Source organism: Micromonospora chalcea (assembly GCF_002926165.1).
In the GTDB taxonomy this organism is placed as follows: Bacteria; Actinomycetota; Actinomycetes; order Mycobacteriales; family Micromonosporaceae; genus Micromonospora; species Micromonospora chalcea.
The window spans coordinates 1-15,001 of record NZ_MAGP01000007.1; the positions used below are offsets into that span (position 1 = coordinate 1).

General features: G+C 72.9%; 16 protein-coding genes, 1 pseudogene and 1 riboswitch. Of the genes and pseudogenes, 9 read left to right on the top strand and 8 right to left on the bottom strand.

From position 1 onward, the window contains the following. Positions 1-107: 107 nt before the first annotated feature. Positions 108-698, bottom strand: coding sequence for an ECF transporter S component (locus tag BAW75_RS02000; RefSeq protein ID WP_104112440.1), 591 nt, complete (start codon positions 696-698; stop codon positions 108-110). Between the two features lie 75 nt (positions 699-773). After that, positions 774-880, bottom strand: a riboswitch (TPP riboswitch). Between the two features lie 76 nt (positions 881-956). Here BAW75_RS02000 and BAW75_RS02005 point away from each other — a divergent pair. The 4 genes from BAW75_RS02005 (at position 957) to BAW75_RS02020 (ending at position 5,216) form a co-directional block, all read left to right on the top strand. Beyond that, entirely contained in the window at positions 957-1,793 is an 837-nt protein-coding gene (locus tag BAW75_RS02005) for an alpha/beta fold hydrolase (RefSeq protein WP_205798956.1), read from the top strand. After that, complete coding sequence (locus BAW75_RS02010) at positions 1,790-2,539, top strand: sugar isomerase domain-containing protein (protein WP_030503141.1); 750 nt, start codon at positions 1,790-1,792, stop codon at positions 2,537-2,539. Before BAW75_RS02005 ends, BAW75_RS02010 begins: the two co-directional genes overlap by 4 nt. 91 nt (positions 2,540-2,630) lie before the next feature. Next, entirely contained in the window at positions 2,631-3,134 is a 504-nt protein-coding gene (locus tag BAW75_RS02015; protein WP_104112434.1) for a DUF6328 family protein, read from the top strand. A gap of 108 nt (positions 3,135-3,242) precedes the next feature. Beyond that, the gene (locus tag BAW75_RS02020; protein ID WP_104112435.1) at positions 3,243-5,216 is read left to right on the top strand and encodes an acyl-CoA dehydrogenase family protein; all 1,974 of its coding nucleotides are present in this window, start codon (positions 3,243-3,245) and stop codon (positions 5,214-5,216) included. 400 nt (positions 5,217-5,616) lie between these two features. On the opposite strand, the gene BAW75_RS02025 is transcribed toward BAW75_RS02020, so the two are convergent. The 6 genes from BAW75_RS02025 to BAW75_RS02050 all read right to left on the bottom strand — a co-directional run bounded on the left by BAW75_RS02025 (position 5,617) and on the right by BAW75_RS02050 (position 9,558). Next, the gene (locus tag BAW75_RS02025; protein WP_104112436.1) at positions 5,617-6,222 is read right to left on the bottom strand and encodes a hypothetical protein; all 606 of its coding nucleotides are present in this window, start codon (positions 6,220-6,222) and stop codon (positions 5,617-5,619) included. Positions 6,223-6,274: 52 nt separating this feature from the next. Then, on the bottom strand, positions 6,275-6,577 hold the full coding sequence (locus tag BAW75_RS02030) for an ArsR/SmtB family transcription factor (protein WP_030503145.1): 303 nt from the start codon (positions 6,575-6,577) through the stop codon (positions 6,275-6,277). A gap of 43 nt (positions 6,578-6,620) precedes the next feature. Then, positions 6,621-7,496, bottom strand: coding sequence for a metal ABC transporter permease (locus BAW75_RS02035; protein ID WP_043329036.1), 876 nt, complete (start codon positions 7,494-7,496; stop codon positions 6,621-6,623). Position 7,497: 1 nt separating this feature from the next. Further along, on the bottom strand, positions 7,498-8,262 hold the full coding sequence (locus tag BAW75_RS02040; RefSeq protein WP_104112437.1) for a metal ABC transporter ATP-binding protein: 765 nt from the start codon (positions 8,260-8,262) through the stop codon (positions 7,498-7,500). Continuing rightward, on the bottom strand, positions 8,259-9,206 hold the full coding sequence (locus tag BAW75_RS02045; RefSeq protein WP_043329040.1) for a metal ABC transporter substrate-binding protein: 948 nt from the start codon (positions 9,204-9,206) through the stop codon (positions 8,259-8,261). Before BAW75_RS02045 ends, BAW75_RS02040 begins: the two co-directional genes overlap by 4 nt. Positions 9,207-9,294: 88 nt before the next feature. Beyond that, the gene (locus tag BAW75_RS02050; RefSeq protein ID WP_030503149.1) at positions 9,295-9,558 is read right to left on the bottom strand and encodes a DUF6703 family protein; all 264 of its coding nucleotides are present in this window, start codon (positions 9,556-9,558) and stop codon (positions 9,295-9,297) included. Between the two features lie 27 nt (positions 9,559-9,585). Between BAW75_RS02050 and BAW75_RS02055 the strand changes: the two genes are divergently transcribed. From BAW75_RS02055 to dusB, 5 genes are all read left to right on the top strand, one after another. After that, positions 9,586-9,927 (top strand): antibiotic biosynthesis monooxygenase family protein, encoded by a 342-nt coding sequence (locus BAW75_RS02055; RefSeq protein ID WP_030503150.1) that lies wholly within the window; start codon positions 9,586-9,588, stop codon positions 9,925-9,927. A gap of 94 nt (positions 9,928-10,021) precedes the next feature. Beyond that, entirely contained in the window at positions 10,022-10,495 is a 474-nt protein-coding gene (locus BAW75_RS02060) for a hypothetical protein (protein WP_043329042.1), read from the top strand. A gap of 113 nt (positions 10,496-10,608) precedes the next feature. Continuing rightward, entirely contained in the window at positions 10,609-11,988 is a 1,380-nt protein-coding gene (locus tag BAW75_RS02065) for a glycine--tRNA ligase (RefSeq protein WP_013475540.1), read from the top strand. A gap of 158 nt (positions 11,989-12,146) precedes the next feature. After that, positions 12,147-13,568 (top strand): MFS transporter, encoded by a 1,422-nt coding sequence (locus BAW75_RS02070; RefSeq protein ID WP_104112438.1) that lies wholly within the window; start codon positions 12,147-12,149, stop codon positions 13,566-13,568. A 37-nt stretch (positions 13,569-13,605) separates the two neighbouring features. Further along, positions 13,606-14,769: a tRNA dihydrouridine synthase DusB gene (dusB, locus tag BAW75_RS02075; RefSeq protein ID WP_104112439.1), complete on the top strand. Its 1,164-nt coding sequence runs from the start codon at positions 13,606-13,608 to the stop codon at positions 14,767-14,769. Positions 14,770-14,828: 59 nt separating this feature from the next. Here dusB and BAW75_RS32735 read toward each other — a convergent pair. Beyond that, positions 14,829-15,001: pseudogene (locus tag BAW75_RS32735) on the bottom strand (C39 family peptidase); the annotation flags it as partial.

Here is a 15,001-nt window from a genome sequence, read left to right on the forward strand (position 1 = left end):
CCCCCTCTCCCCCCCCCCCCCCCCAGCCTGCGTGATCAAGGAGTTCGCGTCCGGAAAACCGTGCCCGGCGGACGCAAACTCCTTGATCACCGGGGCGGGGCGAGCCGTCAGACCAGGGCTCGGTCGCGGCCGGCGGGGAAGCGGTCCAGGACGCCGGTGTTCGCCAGCGCGCGGGTGAGGACGTGCGCGCCCAGACCGGCGACGATCGTGGCGCTAACGATCGTGATCAGCGCGTACGGGAGACGGTAGGAGGCGAAGTCGTACGCCTTGTTCCAGTAGACGAAGTCGAAGATCGCCGCGCCGAGGCCGGTCAGCGCGCCGGCCAGCACCGCCACCGGCAGCTTGAACGAGCGGTACCGGAACGCGGCGAAGGCCAGTTCGGCGCCGATGCCCTGCATCAGGCCCTGGAGGATCACGATGCTCGCCCACTGGCTGCCCAGCAGGGCGGAGATGATCGCGGCCACCGTCTCGCAGTACAGCGCGGCGCCCGGCTTGCGGATGATCAGGCCGGCGAGCACCGCCGGGATCAGCCACACGCCGTAGAGCACTGCCTGCGCCGGTGGGAAGAACGCGAACGCCGCGTCGGTGGCGCTCCAGAGCAGGCCCCAGGCCCAGAAGACGACGCCGAAGGTGACGGCGATGACCGAGGCGACGACGATGTCGACGGTACGCCAGCGGTTGCTGTCGGTGTGGTTCACGGTTGGCTCCCAGTTCGTCGAGGTGAACCAGGAGAAGACGCACGCCACGCCCGGTGGTCACCGGACGGCGACGCGGCTGGAGGTCGACCGAACTCCCTGCGCTGGCATTACCCAGATCAGGTTCGAGGGTCTGCGGGCACCGGCCCGCACTCTCAGCGCTGTGCGCTCCCCTGTCGGATGTGAAGTTGTCTCGTCGCAGACGCTAGCACCGACCACGGGCCCCGGCCCAGCAGGGCGAGTGTCGGTATGGTGGCGATCATGCTGGTGGATGCGCGGGGACTGACGTTCGAGGTACGCGCCGGCGGCCCCGAGGGCGGTGACCCGGTCCTGCTGCTGCACGGCTTCCCGCAGCACTCCGGCGAGTGGGACGCGGTGACGCCCGCGCTGCACGCCGCCGGGCTGCGCACGTACGCGCTCGATCAGCGCGGCTACTCGCCCGGCGCGCGGCCGGCGGACGTCGGGGCGTACCGGATTCCGGAGCTGGTGGCCGACGCGGCGGCGGTGCTGGACTCCCTCGGGGTGACCCGCGCCCACGTGGTCGGCCACGACTGGGGCGCGATCGTGGCGTGGGGTCTGGCGGCGGCGCACCCGGAGCGGGTGCGGACGCTGACCGCGGTGTCGGTGCCGCACCCGGCCGCGATGGGGCACGCGCTCGCCACCGACCCGCGGCAGAAGGTCAAGTCCGCGTACATAGCGTTGTTCCGTAAGCCCGGTACGGCGGAGCGGGTGCTGCTGGCGTGGAACGGTGCCACGCTGCGCAAGCTGCTCAGCGGCGTGGGCGACGCCGGCGCGGTGGCCCGGTACGCCGAGCCGATGCGCGAGCCGGGGGCGTTGACGGCGGCGCTGAACTGGTACCGGGCGATGACCGGGGCGGACATGAAGGCGGTCGCCCCGGTCGGGGTGCCCACCACGTTCGTCTGGAGCGACAAGGACGTGGCGATCGGCCGGACGGCCGCGCAGGCGTGCGCCGCGCACGTCACAGGTGACTACCGGTTCGTGACGCTGCCCGGCGTCAGCCACTGGATCCCGGACGAGGCGCCCGGCCCGCTGGCCGAGGCGATCCTCGCCCGGTGCGCAGGAACGGAGGAGGCATGACGGTGAGCGCCGAGGCGTACCTGGCGGTGGTGACCGAGACGATCGGCCGGGTCGCCGCCGAGCAGCGGCGCAACGTGGCCGACGCGGCCGACCTGATCGCGGCGGCGCTGCGCGCCGACGGTGTGGTGCACGCGTTCGGCACCGGGCACTCCGAGGCGCTGGCCATGGAGATCGCCGGTCGGGCCGGCGGGCTGGTGCCCACGAACCGGATCGCGTTGCGTGACCTGGTGCTGGTCGGCGGCGACCCGGCCGACGTGCTCGGCCCGAAGCTGGAACGCGACCCGGCGGTGGCGCACCGCCTCTACGAGCTGGCGCCGATCCGGCCGCAGGACGTGTTCGTGCTCGCCTCGAACTCGGGCGTGAACGGGGCGATGGTCGAGTTCGCGTCCATCGTGAAGGAACGCGGGCACGGGCTGGTGGCGATCACGTCGGCGCAGCACTCGGCCCGGATGACGTCGCGGCACCCGTCCGGCCGCAAGCTCGCCGACTTCGCCGACGTGGTGCTGGACAACGGCGCCCCGTACGGCGACGCCACGCTGCCGCTGCCGGGCGGCGGCGCGGTGGGCGCGGTCTCGTCGATCACCGCGGCGCTGCTGGCCCAGCAGATCGTCGCCGAGGTGGTGGCCCGGCTGGTCGCGGCGGGGGAGCGTCCGCCGGTCTACCTGTCCGCGAACATCACCGGCGGCGACGAGCACAACGCCGAGCTGGAGGCACGGTACGCGGGGCGGATCCGCCGCGGTTCCTGAACCGGTTTCGTGATCATCCGTACGGGGCACAGGCGGTCCTGCCGGTGGGCGTTCACCCGCCGGCCGTGCCGTCTCCCGGGGAGGTCCGCGAGTGTCGAAGGAATCCGAGAAGCAGCGCTGGCAGCGCAACTTCGCCGATCTGTTGCAGGAGCTGCGCGTCGCGCAGACCGGCGTGCAGATCCTGTTCGCCTTCCTGCTGACGCTGCCGTTCAGCGCCGGGTTCGACCGGACCACCGAGTTCCAGCGTGACATCTACATCCTGGCGCTGCTGACCGCAGCCGCCTCCGCCGCGATGATCATTTCTCCGGTCGCGTTCCACCGGGCGCTGTTCCGCCAGGGCCGCAAGCCGGAACTGGTGCGCTTCGCCCACCGGATGGCCACCGGCGGCCTGTTCTTCATGCTGATCGCGATGGTCAGCTCGGTCCTGCTGGTCTCCGACTTCGTGCTGGACCGGCCGATCGCGTTCCTGCTCAGCGCGCTCACCGGCCTCTGGTTCCTGATCTTCTGGGCGATCCTGCCGTTCAGCCGCCGCAACTGGGGCGACGACGACATCGACGACGAGGACGACGACCCGCAGACGCTCACCGGCGGCTGACCGTCCGCCAAATCGGACGTGCACGCGGCGCTACCCCTGGGTAACACCCGGGGGTAGCGTCGTTTTCGTCGAGCGCGTCGACGCAGCCGGACCGACGAGGAGGCAGCCGTGACCACGACACAGAACAGCCGGCCCGAGTCCCCCGACGGCGCGGGGCCGCTGCCCGGAGAGGCGGGCCAGGTCACCGAGAAGGAGGCCCGCCAGGTCGCCGAGGCGGCCCGCGAGTCGGCCTGGGACCGGCCCAGCTTCGGCAAGGAGTTGTTCCTCGGCCGGTTCCGGCTCGACCTGATCGACCCGTGGCCCCGCCCCGACCCGGCCGAGGTGGCCCGTGCCGACGAGTTCCTCGGCTCGCTGCGGGCGTACCTGGGGTCCGAGGTGGACGGTGAGGCGATCGAGCGGGACGCGCGCATCCCCGACGAGGTGTTCCACGGACTGGCCGGGCTGGGCGCGTTCGGCATGAAGATCGACCGCAAGTACGGCGGACTGGGGCTGAGCAACCTGCACTACTGCCGGGCGCTGATGCTCGTCGGCTCGGTGAGCCCGGCGGTCAGCGCGCTGCTCTCCGCGCACCAGTCGATCGGCGTGCCGCAGCCGCTGAAGATGTTCGGCACGCCCGAGCAGAAGGACCGGTTCCTGCCCCGGCTCGCCGCCGGTGAGGTCTCCGCGTTCCTGCTCACCGAGCCGGACGTCGGCTCCGACCCGGCCCGGCTCGCCACCACCGCCGAGCCGACGGCGGACGGCACCGGCTACCGGCTCAACGGGGTGAAACTCTGGGCCACCAACGGCACGCTCGCCACCCTGCTCGTGGTGATGGCCCGGGTGCCGGCCGGCGAGGGGCGGCTCGGCGGCATCACCGCGTTCGTGGTGGAGGGCGACAGCGACGGCATCACCGTCGAGCGGCGCAACTCCTTCGTCGGGCTGCGCGGCCTGGAGAACAGCCTCACCCGCTTCCACGACGTGTTCGTGCCGGCCGAGAACGTGATCGGCGGCGAGGGCAAGGGCCTGAAGATCGCGCTGACCACGTTGAACACCGGCCGTCTCTCGCTGCCGGCCATGTGCGTGGGCGCCGGGAAGTGGGCGCTGAACGTGGCCCGGGAGTGGGCGGCGGACCGGGTCCAGTGGGGCCGACCGGTGGCCGAGCACGAGGCGGTGGCGAAGAAACTGTCGTTCATCGCCGCCACCACGTACGGCATGGAGTCCATGCTCGACCTGTCCTGCATGCTCGCCGACGACGACCGCAACGACATCCGGATCGAGGCGGCGCTGGTCAAGCTCTACGCCAGCGAGATGGCGTGGCGGATCGCCGACGAGCTGATCCAGATCCGCGGCGGACGCGGGTACGAGACGGCCGACTCGCTCGCCGCCCGGGGCGAACGGCCCGCCGCCGTCGAGCAGCTCCTGCGTGACCTGCGGATCAACCGGATCTTCGAGGGCTCCACCGAGATCATGCACCTGCTTATCGCCCGCGAGGCGGTCGACGCGCACCTGTCGGTGGCGGGCGACATCATCGACCCGGACGCCGGGCTGGGCCGCAAGGCGAAGGCGGGCGCGCGGGCCGGCGCCTTCTACGCCAAGTGGCTGCCCACGCTCGCTGTCGGCAAGGGGCAGACGCCCGGGGCGTACCAGGAGTTCGGGCCGCTGGCCGGGCACCTGCGCCACGTCGAGCGGACCTCCCGCAAGCTGGCCCGGTCGACGTTCTACGCGATGTCCCGGTGGCAGGGGAAGATGGAGCGTAAGCAGGCGTTCCTCGGCCGGGTGGTGGACATCGGCGCGGAGCTGTTCGCGATGAGCGCGGTCTGCGTCCGGGCCTACGCCGAGCGGGACGCGCACCCGGAGAACGTCGAGCTGGCCGACCTGTTCTGCCGTCAGGCGCGGCTGCGCGTCGACGAGCTGTTCACCGGCCTGTGGTCGAACACCGACTCGGTCGACGAGGCCGCCGCCAAGCGGATCGTCGCCGGCCGGTACGCCTCGCTGGAGGACGGCGTCCTCACGCCGCCCGCCGACCTGCCGTGGGTGGCGCGCTGGGAACCGGGGCCGTCCACCGCCGAGGACGTGCGCCGCCGCATCCCGCCGGCCCGCTGACCAACCGCTACGCCTCGGCGCGCCCGCGCGGCGGTCGTCGTCCGCCGGTGTCGTGCCGGGTTCCGGCGTGCTGCGCCTGCGGACGGCGTCGTCCGTCGGTCCACGCGGAGTCCGGCGACTGCCCGGCCGCGCAGGAACTTCGGCCGCGCCCCACCGGTCTCAGTTCCCGAACCGGGGGAGCGAGCTGGTGTCGCGGCGTGGCCCGGGCCCGTGGCCGTGGTGCCGGACCTGCGGCGTGCCGTCGGACCGGCGGTCCTCAGGCGGGGCCAGCGACCCGTTGCGCGGTGTCACGTGGTGCCAGAGGAAGGATTCTGTGTTGGCGTTATGCCTCTCAGTCATAGATATGACTCAGAGGCATAACGCCGAGAAGTGCATCAGCCGGGAGCCGGGAGCCGGTCCGTCAGCGGCCGCCGCGCAGCCCCAGCCCGCGCAGCTCCAGCGCGGCGAGCGCGTCGACGGTCTCGTCGTCGCCGCGCCGCCACGCCTCGGCGACGTCCGGCGCGATCCGGTTCAGCTTCGACAGCGGCTGACCGGCCAGCGCGCGCAGCGCCAGCAGGTCCCGGCCGGCCGGCGCGCCGGCCAGGGCCTTCGCCGCGCCTGCCCGGCGCATCCAGCGCACCCGCAGCGGCAGCCAGCCGAACAGCACCAGGCCGAGCGGGAACACCAGCACCGCGATGGTCAGCCCGAGCGCCAGCTGCCCGACCAGCTCCTGCTGGTCGCGGCCGGCCTCGGCGACCGCGCGCGCGGCGTCGGCGGCCCGGGTGAACGGCGCGGTCAGCTCGTCGCCGACCAGCGGCACGCGGCCGACCTTGCCGCCGGCGTCGGCCAGGTTGTCGGCGAGGCCACCGCCGGCCCCCTCCAGCTTCTGCCCGGGTACGGCGAGCTTCTCGACCACGTCGTGCAGCCACAGCGCGAAGCGGATCGCCGCGTACACCCAGACGACCACGAGCAGGTCGGTGAGGAACTGGCGGGCGGCGGTGGGAAAGCGGTCGGCGTAAATCTTCACGCCGGACAGCCTGCCACGGCTCGGCCCTGCCGGCACGAGACAGTTTCGCGCCTCAGGAGGGCCCTTCACCGGCGTGGCTGACCGCGTCCGCCACGATGTGCGCGACGTGGTCGTCCACCAGGGCGTACGCGATCTCCCGGCCGCGCCGCGACCCGCGTACCACCCCGGCGCCGCGCAGCACCCGCAGGTGCTGGGAGACCAGCGGCTGTGGCGCGCCGAGCTTCTCGACCAGCTCGTGCACGCAGCGCTCGCCCTCGGCCAGCTCGCTGACGATCGCGAGCCGGATCGGGGCCGAGAGCGCGCGCAGCAGGTCACCCGCGCCCTCGAAGGCGTCGTACCCGTTCGTGCCGGTCACCCTGTAACGGTAACCAATCCCAGCTGCGTCAGCCGGTAGGGCCTCATCCGAGCAGCACCTCGTGCTCGGCGGGCTCGACCGGCGGCGCGGCCCGGTCGCTCCCGCTCCGGCGTCGCAGCGCCCGCACACCGGCCGCGCCGAGCGCGACCAGCAGGAACGAGCCGATCGCCACCAGCACCACCGACGCGCCGGGCGCGGTGTCAGCGGTGGCCGCCACCCAGACGCCGGCGCCGGCGGCGAACAGCCCCAGGGCCATGGCCGCCGCCATGGTGGACCGGAAGCCCCGGGTCACCTGCTGCGCGGTGGCCACCGGCACCACCATCAGCGCGCTGATCAGCAGCACCCCGACCGCCCGCATGGCGATGGTCACCGTGATCGCGGTGCCGACCGCGATGATCAGGTTCAGCGCGCGTACCGGCAGGCCGGAGACGCGCGCGTACTCCTCGTCGTGGCAGACCGCGAACAGCGCCGGGCGCAGCACCAGCATGGTCACCAGCAGCGCCGCGCCGAGCACGCCGATGGTGACCAGGTCGCCCTGCGAGGTGGTGGTCAGCGACCCGAACAGGTACGCGTTGAGCGCCCCGCTGCTGGCGTCGGAGAGCCCGACCAGCACCACGCCACCGGCGATGCCGCCGTAGAACAGCAGCGCCAGCGCCAGGTCGCCGGAGGTGCGCCCGTACGCGCGGACCAGCTCGATGACGATCGCGCCGAGCGTCGCGGCGATCACCGCCACCAGCACGGGGGAGCGGTTGAGCAGCAGGCCCGCGCCGACGCCGGTGAGCGCCACGTGCCCGATCCCGTCGCCGATCAGGGCCAGCCGCCGCTGCACCAGGTAGATGCCGAGCGCCGGCGCGGCCAGCCCGATGATCAGCGCGCCGACCAGGGCGCGGAGCATGAAGTCGTACTGGAAGAGGTCCATCTCAGATGCCTGTCCAGAGCCGGGCGGGCTCCTCGTCGCAGTGCGGGTGCACGTGCTCGTGGTCGGGGTCGGCGTGGTGGCCGGCGGGTTCCGGCACGGCGCCGTCGTGGGCGATGCCGCCCTGGTGCACCACCACGGCCCGGCTGATCAGCGGGCGCAGCGGGCCCAGCTCGTGCGCGACGAGCAGCACCGTCCCGCCGCCGTCGCGGAACGAGCGCAGCGCCCCGGCGAACGCCTCCTGGCTGGCCGCGTCCACCCCGGCGGTCGGCTCGTCGAGCACCAGCAGCTCCGGCCCGCCGGCGAGCGCGCGGGCGATCAGGGTGCGCTGCTGCTGGCCGCCGGAGAGCGTGGACACCGGGTCGCCGGCCCGGTCGGCGAGCCCGACGGTGTCCAGCGCCGCCGCCACCGCCTCCCGGTCCGCCCGTCCGGCGGGCCGCAGCACGCCGCGGCGGGCCAGCCGCCCGGACGCCACCACCTCGCGTACGGTGGCGGGCACTCCGCTGCCCGCGCCGAGCCGCTGCGGCACGTACCCGATTCGGTGCCACTGCCGGAAGCGGCGCCGCGGCGTGCCGAACAGGGCGACCGACCCGGCGCCGACCGGCACCAGGCCGAGCGCGGCGCGCACGAGCGTCGACTTGCCGGAGCCGTTGGCGCCGAGCACGGCGACCACCTCGCCGGCGGTCACTGTCAACGAGACGTCACGCAGCACCGGGCGGCCGTCGTAGCCGACTGTGGCGTGCGCGATCTCGATCACGGGTGGGGTCATGAACAGTCCAGAGCGGTTCGCAGGGTCTGCAGGTTGGTACGCATCGCGGAGAGGTAGTCGCCGTCGGCGGGCGGGCCCTCCAGCGGGTCCAGCACCGCCGTCTTCGCGCCCACCTCACGCGCGATCGTCTCGGCGACCTTCGGGCTGACCAGCGTCTCGAAGAAGATCGTGCCGGCCTGGTGCTCGCGGGCCTCCTCGGCGACCTCGGCGAGGCGCTGCGGCGACGGCTCGGACTCCGGGGTGAGCCCGCTGATGCCGATCTGCTCCAGTTGGTAGCGCTCGGTGAGGTAGCCGAACGCGGTGTGGCTGGTGACGATCTCCCGGCGCTTGCAGGTGCGCAGGCCGTCGGCGTATTCGGTGTCCAGCTTCGTCAGCTCGGCGCGCAGCGCGCCCGCGCGGGCGGTGTAGTCGGCGGCGTGCTCCGGGTCGGCCTTGCCGAGGCGCTCGGCGAGCTTGTCGCCGATGGTGGCCAGCCGGGTCGGGTCGAGCCAGACGTGCGGGTCCTTGCCGCCGCCCTCCCCGGAGTGCCCGGCCTCGCCCTCGTGGTCGTGGTCGTGGCCACCGGCGGCGGCGTCGCGCAGCGGTGTCACGCCCGCCACGTCGAACGCGCGGTCGCCGCCGTTCTGCTCCACCGCCTCGTCCACCGCCGGCTGGAAGCCGCTGAGGTAGACGACCACGTCGGCGTCGACGACCTGGCCGACCTGCCGCGGGTTGAGTTCCAGGTCGTGCGGCTCCGCGCCGGGCTTGGTCAGGTTGCTGACCGAGACCGTGTCGCCGCCGATCCGCTCGGACAGGAACTGCAGCGGGTAGAACGCGGCCACCACGCCGACCTTGCCCGGCTCGCTCGCGGCGCCGGTGCCGTCCGCGCAGGCGGTCAGGCCGGCGGCGGCGAGCAGGGCGGTTGCGGTGGCGGTCAGGACACGGCGGGGTGCGCGAACGGTCATGGGCTCAACTGTCCGCGACAACGAAAACTATTGTCAAAAACGCATGATTGCATGTCAGCGCAGGTCAGCTCGGCTCTGCTTCCGTACGTCAGCCGACCATGAGCTTCGCCAGCGCCACCGCGATCAACAGGGTGAGCATCACCAGCCGGAACATCCGGGTCGCCGGCGCCTGCACCGGCCAGGTGACCGACATCAGCCACACCAGGCCGCCGGCCAGCGCCAGCAGCAGGACGCCGCCCGCCGGGCCGGGCGCGAAGAGGCCGACCAGCATCAGGGCCAGTACGGCGAGGAACACCGCCGTCGGGTTGAGCCGTGCCAACCGGGACAGCACGGGACTCTGCGTACGCTGCATGCCACAAACTCTACGAGGAGGAACGCCGTGCTGGTCACCAACCGGTTCGTGGTGGAAGCCGAAACGGTGGACGAGTTCACCCGGGAGGCGCACGCCGCGCTGGCCGCGCTCGCCGCCCGCCCCGGCTACCTGCGCGGTGAACTGCTGCGGGCGCTCGACGACCCGGACCACTGGTGCCTGCTCACCGAGTGGGAGTCGGTCGGGGCGTACCGGCGGGCGCTCGGCGGGTTCGACGTCAAGGTCACCGCCGTGCCGCTGCTCGCCCGATCGGTGGACGAACCGTCGGCGTACGAGACGCTCGCCAGCGCCGCCCCCGAGGGTGAGATCGTCGTCGTCGCCAGCGATCGGGCCGCAGGTCCTTACCGGTGAGTGCCGGGGCACTACCCTGGCGCGTATGACCGCTCCCGGACCGGCCGCACCACCCCCGTCGTCAGTTCCGCCCGCGCCGCCGGCGGACCCCGGGGTGCCCGCGCCGCCGCAGGGGCCCGGCGCCGCGCCGCCGTTCGCCGCCCCGCCCACCGAGGGCGGGCGGACCCGGCTCTGGCTCGGACTCGGCGCGGGCGCGCTCGCCGTGCTGATCTGCTGCGGCGGAGGCGGCGCGGCGGTGGTCGGCCTGGCCGTGAGCAACGCCCAGGCGATCGGCGAGCAGGGCCGGGCCGTCACCAGCGACTACTACCAGGCACTGGTCGCCCGGGAGTGGTCCAAGGCGTACGACACGCTCTGCGACGACCTCCGCCGACGCGAACCGCGGCCCGAGTTCGTGCGGCGCGTCGCCACCGAGCCGCAGATCTCCGGCTACCGGGTCGGCGAGGTCGACATCACCACGCTCACCGTCCCGGTGGACGTCACGCTGGCCGGCGGTCGGCGGGAGGCGCAGACCGTGACGCTGGCGCCGGACCAGCAGACGGGCGGCGTGGAGGTCTGCGGGGTGAGCTGACCGGCCCCCGGTATTCTGCTGGGCTCGGGACGAACGCGGTCGTACCGTTGTCCCGAACAGCCCGGTTTTATCCATCTCAACCGCGCCGACCGCCAGCCGGCGTAGGAGGAAACATGCCAGCCGACCGTATCGACGCCGTCACCAGCCTCGCCAAGCGCCGGGGCTTCGTCTTTCCCTCCAGCGAGATCTACGGGGGCACCCGGTCGGCGTGGGACTACGGTCCGCTCGGCGTCGAGCTGAAGGAGAACGTCCGCCGGCAGTGGTGGCGGACCATGGTGCAGCAGCGCGACGACGTCGTCGGCCTCGACTCGGCGGTCATCCTGGCCCGCAAGGTCTGGGAGGCCAGCGGCCACATCGCCGAGTTCGTCGACCCGCTCACCGAGTGCCAGTCCTGCCACAAGCGGTTCCGGGCCGACCACCTGGAAGAGGCGTACGAGGCCAAGCACGGCAAGCCGCTGACCTCGCTGACGGAGCTGAACTGCCCCAACTGCGGCAACAAGGGCACCTTCACCGAGCCGAAGATGTTCAACGGCCTGATGAAGACCTACCTGGGCCCGGTGGAGAGCGACGAGGGCATGCACTACCTGCGCCCGGAGACCGCCCAGGGCATCTTCGTCAACTACAAGAACGTCGAGACGGTCGCCCGCAAGAAGCCGCCGTTCGGCATCGCGCAGACCGGCAAGTCGTTCCGCAACGAGATCACCCCCGGCAACTTCATCTTCCGGACCCGCGAGTTCGAGCAGATGGAGATGGAGTTCTTCGTCGAGCCCGGCACCGACGAGCAGTGGCACGAGTACTGGCTCTCCGAGCGCTGGAACTGGTACCTCGACCTCGGCCTGTCCGAGGAGAACCTGCGCTTCTACGAGCACCCCAAGGAGAAGCTCTCCCACTACTCGAAGCGCACCGTCGACATCGAGTACCGGTTCCGGTTCGGCGGCAGCGAGTTCGCCGAGCTGGAGGGCATCGCCAACCGCACCGACTTCGACCTGTCCACGCACAGCAAGCACTCCGGCGTCGACCTGTCGTACTTCGACCAGGGCAAGGGCGAGCGCTGGATGCCGTACGTGATCGAGCCGGCCGCCGGCCTCACCCGCGCGGTGCTGGCGTTCCTGCTCGAGGCGTACGACGAGGACGAGGCGCCGAACACCAAGGGCGGCGTGGACAAGCGCACCGTCATGCGCTTCGACCCGCGGCTGGCCCCGGTCAAGGTCGCCGTGCTGCCGCTGTCGCGTAACGAGGCGCTGTCGCCGAAGGCCAAGCAGCTCGCCACCGACCTGCGCAAGCGCTGGGTGGTCGAGTTCGACGACTCGCAGGCGATCGGCCGCCGCTACCGCCGGCAGGACGAGATCGGTACGCCGTTCTGCGTCACCGTCGACTTCGACACGCTCGACGACAACGCCGTGACGGTCCGGAACCGGGACACCATGGCCCAGGAGCGCGTCTCGCTGGACCAGGTCGAGCGCTACCTGATCGAGCGCCTCCCCGGCTGCTGACGTCTCACCCGAGAAGGGCGCCGTCGCCGACGGCGCCCTTCGCCGTCTCCGCCCCGGGCCGGACGACAGGTCGACGTGTCTGAATTCCGCGAGCCCGTTGGCGTTAGCCGGCGGGAGCGCCGGGTAGCAGATCCCTCACCGGCAGCGGAGGGGGTGAGATGCGGCAGGCGACCGAACCGTCCGCGACCCCGGCGCCCGCGGCGGTGACGCACCGGTGGCCCACCGCCCTGGTCCTGGCCAGCGCCATGTTCCTGGTGCTGTTCGACAGCCTGGCGGTGGCCACCGCGCTGCCGCGCATCGGTGACGAGTTCCGCCTCGACCCGGGCCGCCTCCAATGGGTCGTGACGTTGTACTCGCTGAGCATCGGCGGCCTCCTGCTGCTCGGGGGCCGGCTCTGCGACCTGTGGGGACGACGCCGGCTGATCGTCGTCAGCCTCGCGCTGGCCACTCTTGGCTCGGCCCTGGCCGGGCTGGCGACCGCGTTGCTCCCGCTGCTGCTCGGCCGGGTGTTGCAGGGCGCCGGCGCGGCCCTCGCCATCCCGGCGACGCTGGCGTCGGCGGCGACCTACTTCCCCGACGAGCCGTGGCGCAGCCGGGTGTTCGCGGTGGTCGCCGCCGCCGCGAACACCGCCGGCCTGGCCGGCGCGATCGTCGGCGGCCTGATCACCTCCCACCTGGGCTGGCGCTGGGTCTTCCTGGCCACCGTGCCGGTCGGACTGGTGGCGATGGTGGCGGCCCGGCTGCTGCTTCCGGCGAGCCGGCCCGACCCGGGCGGCCGGCAGCGGCTGGACCTCGCCGGGGCGGTCCTCGCCACCGGCATGCTGCTCGCGCTGATCTTCGGCGCCAACCGGATCGCCGAGTCGGGTCCGGACCCGGTCGGGCTCGGCTCTGTAGCCGCCTCCCTGGTGCTGCTGCTCCTGCTGGTGCGCGTCGAGCGGCGGGTGGCCGACCCGCTGGTCCGGCCGTCCCTGCTCCGGTCGCGCCCGCTGGTCGCCGGTTGCCTCGCGTTCGCCGCGCACTCGGCCGCGTACGCGGTGGTGGTGGTCGTGGGCAGTCTCTACCTCCAGGAGGTCCACGGCCTGTCCCCGGCGGGCGCCGGGCTGGTGCTGGCCCCGGTGCTGCTCGGCGCGCTGGTCAGCGCCGCTCCGGCGGGCGCGCTGATCCGCAGGTTCGGCGCGCGACGGGTCGTGGCTGTCGCCCTGGGCCTGTGCGCGGTCACGCTCGCGTTGGTGGCGGTCAACGCGGGCGGTCCGCTGCCGGTCCTGGTGACGATCCTGGTCGTGTGGGGCCTCAGCGCCGGTCCGATCTACGTCGGGCTGACCCGGGTGTGTGTCGGCGACGCCCCGCCGGGCGACCAGGGAACGGCCTCGGCGGTGTTCGAGTCGACCACCCACGTGGCCGGGGCGATCTCCGTGGCGGTCTTCCTCACGCTGCTCGCCGCCGGGGTCGGCTACGGCGTCGTGCAGTTCGTCGGCGCCGTGGCGGGTGGGCTGGGCGTCCTCGCGCTGCTGCTGATCATGCCGGCGGGGAAGCCCGGGACCGCGCCGTCGCCCGCGCCGCAGCGGGTGGCGGCCCGGTAGGCGTCGATACCCGAGAACGCCTCCCTACACTGGTCAGGTGACTGCCCCGACCCTGCCCGCGTTGACCATCGGCCCGCACCAGGTGTGGCCACCGGTGGTGCTCGCGCCGATGGCCGGGATCACCAACGTCGGCTTCCGCCGGCTCTGCCGCGAGCAGGGTGGCGGCATCTACGTCTGCGAGATGATCACCACCCGGGCGCTCGTCGAGCGGAACCCGAAGACGCTGCGCATGATCGCCTTCGGCGCCGAGGAGCAACCCCGCAGCCTCCAGCTCTACGGCACCGACCCGGAGATCACCGCCGCCGCCGTGCGGATCGTGGTCGAGCGCGACCTGGCCGACCACATCGACCTCAACTTCGGCTGCCCCGTACCCAAGGTCACCCGGCGCGGCGGCGGCTCGGCCCTGCCGTGGCGCCGCCGGCTGTTCGCCCGGCTGGTCAAGGCCGCGGTGGACGCCGCGTCACCCGCCGGGGTGCCGGTCACCGTCAAGATGCGCAAGGGCATCGACGACGACCACCTGACGTACGTCGAGGCGGGGCTGGCGGCCCAGGACGCGGGCGTCGCGGCGGTCGCCCTGCACGGGCGTACGGCCGCGCAGCGCTACTCCGGCACCGCCGACTGGGACGCGATCGCCACGCTCAAGTCGGCGCTCGACGTGCCGGTGCTCGGCAACGGCGACATCTGGGAGGCCGACGACGCGCTGCGGATGGTCGCGCACACCGGCGTGGACGGCGTGGTGATCGGGCGCGGCTGCCTGGGCCGGCCGTGGCTGTTCGCCGACCTGGAGGCCGCGTTCAACGGCAGCCCCGAGCGGCGGCTGCCCTCGCTCGGCGAGGTGGCGGTGACCATGCGCCGGCACGCCGAGTTGCTGGTGGAGCAGTTCGTGGCCGGCGCCCGCAACCCGGCCCGGGGCGAGCGGGACGGCTGCACCGACTTCCGCAAGCACGTCGCCTGGTACCTGAAGGGCTTCCCGATCGGCAGCGAGCTGCGCCGCTCGCTCGCCATGATCGAGAGCTTGGCGCAGCTCGACGACCTGCTCGGCAAGCTCGACCCGGCCGTACCGTTCCCGGTGGAGAACCTCGGCCAGCCGCGCGGCCGCACCAACTCCCCGGGCAAGGTGTTCCTGCCCGACGGCTGGCTGGCCAGCCGCGACGACGACACCCCGCCGGACGGCGCCGAGCTGGACGACTCCGGCGGCTGACAACCCGGGTACGCCGAAGGGCCCGACCCCGTGGTGGGGGTCGGGCCCTTCGTCATCGGTCAGGAGCTGTAGCCGCGGCTGGCGATCCAGCGGGCGAGCTCGTCGACGTCCATCCGGTAGGAGGCCTGGTTCGGGTTCGCCGAGTCGGCGATCGTCACGACCTTCCCGCCGTCGCGGTAGCCCACCACGCTGATGTAGTGGCCACCCTCGAAGGAGTGGGCGTTGCCGTCGG

Excerpts from the sequence above, each read along its gene's own strand:
- BAW75_RS02040 (WP_104112437.1), bottom strand. The coding sequence starts at position 8,262 with ATGACCCCACCCGTGATCGAGATCGCGCACGCCACAGTCGGCTACGAC.
- BAW75_RS02065 (WP_013475540.1), top strand. The coding sequence starts at position 10,609 with ATGCCAGCCGACCGTATCGACGCCGTCACCAGCCTCGCCAAGCGCCGG.
- BAW75_RS02045 (WP_043329040.1), bottom strand. The coding sequence starts at position 9,206 with ATGACCGTTCGCGCACCCCGCCGTGTCCTGACCGCCACCGCAACCGCC.
- BAW75_RS02035 (WP_043329036.1), bottom strand. The coding sequence starts at position 7,496 with ATGGACCTCTTCCAGTACGACTTCATGCTCCGCGCCCTGGTCGGCGCG.
- BAW75_RS02010 (WP_030503141.1), top strand. The coding sequence starts at position 1,790 with ATGACGGTGAGCGCCGAGGCGTACCTGGCGGTGGTGACCGAGACGATC.
- BAW75_RS02070 (WP_104112438.1), top strand. The coding sequence starts at position 12,147 with ATGCGGCAGGCGACCGAACCGTCCGCGACCCCGGCGCCCGCGGCGGTG.
- BAW75_RS02050 (WP_030503149.1), bottom strand. The coding sequence starts at position 9,558 with ATGCAGCGTACGCAGAGTCCCGTGCTGTCCCGGTTGGCACGGCTCAAC.
- BAW75_RS02005 (WP_205798956.1), top strand. The coding sequence starts at position 957 with ATGCTGGTGGATGCGCGGGGACTGACGTTCGAGGTACGCGCCGGCGGC.